We start from the raw sequence: 7,195 nt of genomic DNA on the forward strand, positions 1-7,195 counted from the left end.
GTCCGAACGCCGTGGTTCGGAACCGAAGCGGTTCCTCCCCTTACCGTACGGATATGACGATCCCAACCACGAGTCCGACCAGAACGATGACAGCCGCAAGCGAATAGGACATTCCGATGAGGACACTGACCATCGTGGAGTGTTCGATCAGTCCTGTGTTGATGGCTACCCAGTCGAGCAGGCGACCGAACACGAACAGGAAGACGACGAACGAAAATATTTTCCCAGTAATACTTCCGAAGAATTCCTTGAGCTTGTGACCGATCGAGCCATCAGAGTCGACCTGATCCGCTCGCGAGACGTTTGACATACCCTACCGGTAATGGGGCAAGCATAATGAGCGTGGTGATCGGTTCGACAGGACCCAACACGCTCCTCGAACGAGAGCGAAAAGGGAGCCTTAAGTAGCTCGATCAGGTACACGGGCGTACTATGGCGAACGGCAAGTACGCCGCGCGGAAACTGAAGAAGGACCGCCAGAATCATCGGTGGTCCGACTCGGAATACGCGCGACGCGCTCGCGGACTCGGAGAGAAATCCGATCCCTTAGAGGGTGCTCCTCAGGGACGAGGCATCGTGCTCGAGAAGGTCGGCGTCGAGGCAAAGCAGCCCAACTCGGCCATCCGGAAATGTGTCCGGGTGCAGCTCATCAAGAACGGAAAGCAGGTGACTGCGTTCTGTCCCGGCGATGGCGCGATCTCCTTTATCGATGAGCACGACGAAGTGACGATCGCCGGTATCGGTGGCGCGAAGGGTCGCGCAATGGGCGACCTCTCAGGCGTGAACTACAAAGTCGAAAAGGTAAACGGCGTCAGCCTGATCGAACTCGTCCGCGGGAACGCGGAGAAGCCGGTGCGATAATATGAGCGGCTCAGAAACACCGGATCCAGATCAGCCGGCGGGAAGCGACGAGATTGATGTCCACGCACAACTGTTTGCTCGGTGGAGCGTCTCCGATATCGCCTACTCTGATCCCTCGACCGAGCGCTATATCACGGTCACGCCGGTTGCCCACACGATGGGACGGCACTCCTCCAAACAGTTCAAGAAAAGCGAGATCAGCGTCGTCGAGCGGCTCATCAACCGACTGATGCGAACCGAGGAGAACACGGGCAAGAAAGGGATGACGACGCGGATCGTCCGCGAAGCGTTCGACATTGTCCACGACCGCACGGAAGAAAACCCGGTACAAGTGCTCGTGACAGCGGTCGAAAACGCTGCTCCGCGCGAGGAGACGGTCCGACTCAAATACGGCGGAATCTCCGTCCCGCAGGCCGTCGACGTCGCTCCGCAGCGCCGGGTCGACCAAGCACTCAAGTTCCTTGCTGAAGGCGCACACGAGGCGTCGTTTAAATCGACGACATCGGTCGAACAAGCACTTGCCGAGCAGTTGATCGGAGCGTCCAACTACGACGTGCAAACCTACGCCATCAACCAGAAAGAAGAGAAAGAGCGCGTCGCCGCAGCAGCACGATAACTGTTGGCTTCGAGTTTCGAGCCGTCGGAGCACTCATCCGTTCGTGCTGGCCGTGTACGCCCGCGTTACGTCTACGAGTGCGTTCCGGTATTCGGCTTCGTCAGGGTCGGTGGTGAGCGTCCGAAACCGTGATTTGAACGCGTCGAGATCGATGTTTGGGGCGTCGTTAGCGGCTGCGTGAGCGAGATCATACAGCCGGTGGTCCGTCCCAACCAGACCATGGCGTTCACACAACGCGAGCGCAAACGCCGCGTTCACAGCGGTGATGTCACCAGAACGCTTCGCGTTCTGGTTGCTAACCGAAACTCCCTGAGTTTCGGTGATGTCGCCAGAACTGGCTGGTTCTGGCTGCTGACCAGAATCCCGGATTCTGGTAATGTCACCAGAACGCTTCGCGTTCTGGTTGCTACCCGACCTCCGCTCGGCTTTTCGAGCAAGCCGTGACCAGACGACCGGAGCAGTTGTCGACTGGTTTATGATTGCACCCGCTAACCCGGATTCGAGGAACGTAACTAGCTTGTTCGATGGAGTGACATCGAGCGTGATGTCATCGGCGTAAATGTCTTTCATATGATTTGCGATCTGGTAGCAGTGGGCAAGTGTCCGGCGCTCAACGGACTGTCCGGCAAGCGCGAGGTAGATCGCTTCAGCCGTGGATTGGGTGTGAGAGGGATGCTGCTGTTCGTTACGGTGCATGTGAGAGAACTCGTGTAACGCCAGTTCGCGCGCCATTGTCGAACGCGCCGTTTTGTGTGACATATTGAGGAGGTGATGATCGTCGTAGTGAGCTGTCCACGTCCGTTCGTCTGGATCGGACCGAACACGGACGAAGACCCGTTTGTTGAGATCGTACTCCGTCTCGAACACATCACGCGCGCTCAAAAACGGATCCGCTGGACCACCACCCTGCACGTGTACCTCCATGCGTATGCATACCACGGCTCGAACGGGTATGATTCTTGTGTCGCCAATGAGTGATCTGAAAAATTCGTGGGCGAACGTGTGTTATGTTCGGTACGTACGTGGATAACCGAGTAATCATCGAGAGAGTCATCATTCATTGAAAATAATACAAACAGAATCTCATATGCATAACAGTTAGGGAGGACAAAAAAGATTCACAAAACGACAATGGTCTCCACGAACGCGGATGCCGTCGCCATCGAGGCGAACGACCTCCAAAAAACGTACGGGACGGAAACCGCTCTCGATACGGTATCGTTTTCCATTGAGACTGGAACAGTGTATGGGTTTCTCGGACCGAACGGCGCTGGCAAGACGACCACGATGCGGCTGTTGACCGGCCTGACACAACCGACCAGCGGAACGGTCCGGATCTGTGGGACTGCCGTTGACGATCGGCGCGCGATCGCGTCACTTGTGGGTTATCTCCCCGAGACGCCACCAGTGTATGAAGCGTTCAGTGCCCGCGAGCAGTTGGAATACGTCGCGGAACTGCGGGACATTCCAGCAGGGAGTGCGACTGAGCGGATCGAGCAGTATCTCGATCGGTTCGATCTCGCTGATGACGCCGACAAACGCATCAGCACCTACTCCAAGGGGATGAAACAGAAAACTGCCTTCATTCAGAGCGTGCTACACGATCCGGACGTGCTGTTGTTGGACGAACCGACTTCCGGCCTCGATCCGCGGGCAGCCCGGCGCATTCGGGAGTCAATCACCGAGCTTGCTGACGCGGGAACAGCCGTCTTCCTGTCGACGCATATTCTTCCGGTTGTGGAGGCGGTCGCTGACGCGGTCGGCGTGCTGTTCGACGGCCGATTGGTTACCGAGGGAACGCCGGAAGGCGTGACATCACTGGCTGAAACAGGCGAGGACGGAACGCTCGAAGACGCGTTCCTCGCCGTCACCAGCAAGGAGGCGGCCACCGACCGATGACCGGACGAAGAGACGTGCATCACGCCATCCGTATCGCCCGTGCAGAAGTCATCCGAGAGCTGCGAGGGGCCACCGGGGACAGACGGCGAGTGATCGGACTTCTCATGGTCGGGCTGTTCTACGGAAGCGGACTCCTCTTTGCTCTCCCAGCGGTGTACGCCCTCGGACAGGCGACTGGCACCGTGCAGTCGATCCCGTATCTTGGTGGAATCGCAACCGTGGCACCTGTCTCCATGGTAGTGCTTTCGATATTTCGGACGAGTCAACAGATCGGTACCATCGACAGCGAGGAGCTCGTCTTACTGACTGTCCACCCGCGAGCGGTCGTTCTCGGAGTGATCGGCGCAGAGGTCGTTCAGTCAATGCTCTGGTTCGGCGTTCCGATCGGGCTAATCGCCACCGCGTTCGCGTTGGGGATCGGAGCGCCAACGCTTCCCGTGACCGCTGGTCTCGTTCTCCTCCCGTTGTTCTGCTGGGCAACTGTCTGGGGATACGCAGGAGGAATCGGAATGTTGCGGCTGTTTCGCTGGCTGCCCGGACTCAAGCAACTCCTGAAGATCGGGTGGGCACTCGCGCTGTTGCCCATCATAGTCGGCTCACAGTACATCGGGACCGCCATCGCTGACAGGACGTTCTCGATAGCAGGACTGCTCGAAACGCTCGCGTTCGAACCACTGCAGTCGTACGTCGAACTCGCGTTCGTCGGCACCGAGCTGTTTCACTCCCCATCGATCGGTGCGATCGGGGTTCTCGGGGGACTGGTGGCACTCACGCCTGTCGGACTTGCCGTGGCGACGAGACAGGCGACGACGTTCTGGTTCACTGACGACCCGGCACCCGAGCAACCACAGCGGACCGAACGTTCTGTTGGTGGATTCGAGGCACCGCAACCGTTCGGCTCAACGAGCGCCGGAGCCATCGCGTGGGGCCATCTGGTCAGGGCCGTCCGCCAGCCCCAAGAATTCGCCCATCTCATGATAATGCTGGTCATGCTCGGACCGGCAGTCGCGCCGATCGTTCAGGTAGATGGGAACGTCGGCCCGATCGTCGCCGCTATCGGCGTCGTGGTCGGAACGTATCTCGCCGGCGCGGCGTTCGGCTTGAACCCGCTCGGTGACGATCGACCCGCGTTCCCGTTGTTGTTGCTCACTGAGGCGGGACCACGAACGCTGGTGTGGAGCCGAGTGATCGCCGGGCTGGCGATCGGAGCGCCGATCGCCTTCCTCATACCGCTGGGGTCGATCGTCGCCGGTACGCCCGCGCTCTTCGCCGTCGGCTTTGCGGTCGTCGGTTGTGGGATGTGTCTCACTGCGGCGATGTTCGCGGTCGGCATCGGAGCTGTGTACCCGATCTACGAGGAACAAGAATACTGGGGCACGGAGACGGTGGTCCCATCAACCGGCATCATGATGGTGTACTTTTGGGTCGTCGCTGGCGGGACGGTGATCGGCCTGATACTCACGTGGGTCGTACTCACTGGAGCGGGAAGTCTCAGCCTCCTCATCGCTGCCGGTGTCGGCGTGTATCTTCTATTGACAGCACTCGTTCCCTACGGGTCGTATCGGTACGCAATCCGACGCTATCGGACGTACACCCTTGAGTGATTGGACGGCGAACCACCGCCAGTGTTATCGTCGCAGTACATATCCGGTTCTCAGCGGCCATCGGAAACACTATGCTTTTCACTGCGCTTCTGATATAGCGCGGTAATGGGCCGACGTAAGAAGATCGTACAGGAGTGTGAGCGGCTGATGGACAGGCCGGAGAACATCCGGAACATTGCGATTGCCGCCCACATCGATCACGGAAAGACGACTCTAACTGATAATTTGTTGGCAGGTGCGGGAATGATCTCGGAGGATCTCGCTGGCGAGCAGTTAGCGATGGACACCGAGGAAGACGAACAGGAACGTGGGATCACCATCGACGCGGCGAACGTGTCGATGACCCACGAGTGGGAGGAAACGAACCACCTCATCAACCTCATCGACACGCCGGGCCACGTCGACTTCGGTGGCGACGTGACGCGTGCGATGCGCGCTGTCGACGGTGCGCTCGTGGTTGTTGACGCCGTTGAGGGGACGATGCCCCAGACTGAAACCGTGTTGCGCCAGGCGCTCCGGGAGGGCGTCAAGCCGGCGCTGTTCATCAACAAGGTCGACCGTCTCATCAACGAGCTACAGGAAGGACCTGAAGAGATGCAACAGCGCCTTCAGGGTGTCATCCGGGATGTCAACGAACTCATCCGCGGGATGGCAGAAGAAAAATACGAGGAGGAGAACTGGCGGGTCAGCGTTGAGGACGGCACCGTCGCCTTCGGATCGGCGCTGTACAACTGGGCTGTCTCTCTGCCCTCGATGCAGGCGACCGGCATCGACTTCGGTGACATCATCGACTACAACCGACGTGGCGAAGAGGGCATTGCCGAACTCAAAGAGCAGTCGCCGCTGTCGGACGTGGTGTTGGACATGGTCGCAGAACACTTCCCGAACCCGGTCGAAGCCCAGCCCGAGCGCATTCCAACGGTGTGGCGGGGCGACAGCGAGAGCGAGCTCGCGACGATGATGCAGGAAGTCGACAAGGATGGCGATGTCGTGTTCATGGTCACCGACATCGGTATGGACCCCCACGCCGGAGAGATCGCCACGGGACGGGTGTTCTCCGGGACGCTCGAACGCGGACAGGATCTGTACGTGTCGGGGACTGCTGGTACGAACCGCATTCAGTCGGTCGGGATCTTCATGGGCGGCGAACGCGAGGAAGTCGAACGCGTTCCCGCCGGGAACATCGCAAGCGTCACCGGGATGCGCGACGCGATCGCTGGCTCGACCGCATCCAGCGTCGAGATGACGCCGTTCGAGTCGATCGAACACATCTCCGAGCCGGTCATCACGAAATCCGTCGAGGCACAGCACATGGACGACCTGCCGAAACTCATCGAGACGCTCCGGCAGGTGTCCAAAGAGGATCCCACGATCAAAATCGAGATCAACGAGGACACCGGCGAGCACCTCATCAGCGGACAGGGCGAGCTCCACCTCGAAGTCATCACTCAGCGTATCGAGCGCGAACAGGGTATTCCAGTCACGACCGGTGAGCCGATCGTCGTCTTCCGGGAAGCACCACGCGAGGACAGCGAGGTCGTAGAGGGCATCTCTCCGAACCGCCACAACCGGTTTTACATCGGTGTTGAGCCGCTCTCGGAAGATCTCATTGAGCTGTTGAAACGCGGCGAGGCGACCAACGACATGCCGGAGTTGGAGCGGCGAGAGGCTCTCATGGAGGCCGGCATGGACAAAGACACCGCCCAGAACGTCGAACACATCCACAGCTCGAACATTCTCATCGACGACACGAAAGGGATCCAACACCTGAACGAAACGATGGAACTCGTCATCGAGGGGATCGAAGAGGCACTCAACGACGGGCCGCTTGCCGCCGAGCCGGTTCAGGGCTCGCTCATCCGTCTCAAAGACGCCAGGCTCCACGAGGACGCGATCCACCGCGGACCTGCGCAAGTGATCCCAGCGGTGCGTGAGGCGGCGCACAACGCGCTTATCGACGCCCGGATCTCGCTGCTCGAACCGATCCAAGACGTACGGATCGACGTACCCAACGAACACATGGGAGCTGCCTCCGGTGAGATTCAGGGCCGCCGGGGTCGCGTCGACGACATGTACCAAGAAGGCGATCTGATGGTCGTTGAAGGCGTCGCTCCGGTGGACGAGATGATCGGCTTTGCGAGCGACATCCGCTCAGCGACGGAAGGCCGCGCGTCGTGGAACACCGAAAACGCGGGCTTCCAAGTGATGGCCGACA

General features: G+C 59.5%; 7 protein-coding genes. 5 read left to right on the plus strand and 2 right to left on the minus strand.

Annotated elements, in window-relative coordinates; translation table 11 throughout:
- Window positions 1-40: 40 nt before the first annotated feature.
- A complete protein-coding gene (locus EIK79_RS04340; protein ID WP_124953916.1) occupies window positions 41-310 on the minus strand; it encodes a hypothetical protein in 270 nt (89 codons plus the stop codon).
- Between the two features lie 122 nt (window positions 311-432).
- On the opposite strand from EIK79_RS04340, the gene EIK79_RS04345 reads away from it, so the two are divergent.
- Complete coding sequence (locus EIK79_RS04345; RefSeq protein ID WP_124953917.1) at window positions 433-861, plus strand: 30S ribosomal protein S12; 429 nt, start codon at window positions 433-435, stop codon at window positions 859-861.
- A gap of 1 nt (window position 862) precedes the next feature.
- Window positions 863-1,477 (plus strand): 30S ribosomal protein S7, encoded by a 615-nt coding sequence (locus EIK79_RS04350; protein ID WP_124953918.1) that lies wholly within the window; start codon window positions 863-865, stop codon window positions 1,475-1,477.
- A 33-nt stretch (window positions 1,478-1,510) separates the two neighbouring features.
- On the opposite strand, the gene EIK79_RS04355 is transcribed toward EIK79_RS04350, so the two are convergent.
- Entirely contained in the window at window positions 1,511-2,401 is an 891-nt protein-coding gene (locus tag EIK79_RS04355) for a DUF5781 family protein (protein ID WP_124953919.1), read from the minus strand.
- A 207-nt stretch (window positions 2,402-2,608) separates the two neighbouring features.
- On the opposite strand from EIK79_RS04355, the gene EIK79_RS04360 reads away from it, so the two are divergent.
- From EIK79_RS04360 to EIK79_RS04370, 3 genes are all read left to right on the plus strand, one after another.
- Window positions 2,609-3,376: an ABC transporter ATP-binding protein gene (locus EIK79_RS04360; protein WP_124953920.1), complete on the plus strand. Its 768-nt coding sequence runs from the start codon at window positions 2,609-2,611 to the stop codon at window positions 3,374-3,376.
- Window positions 3,373-4,980 carry a hypothetical protein gene (locus EIK79_RS04365; protein WP_124953921.1) on the plus strand — a complete coding sequence of 536 codons (1,608 nt, stop codon included), beginning with the start codon at window positions 3,373-3,375 and terminating at the stop codon, window positions 4,978-4,980. Before EIK79_RS04360 ends, EIK79_RS04365 begins: the two co-directional genes overlap by 4 nt.
- Before the next feature lie 105 nt (window positions 4,981-5,085).
- Window positions 5,086-7,195, plus strand: a 2,110-nt coding sequence (locus EIK79_RS04370) for an elongation factor EF-2 (protein WP_124953922.1), incomplete at its 3' end; no start/stop codon positions are given.

Origin of the sequence: Halocatena pleomorpha (assembly GCF_003862495.1) — an archaeon.
GTDB lineage: Archaea > Halobacteriota > Halobacteria > Halobacteriales > Haloarculaceae > Halocatena > Halocatena pleomorpha.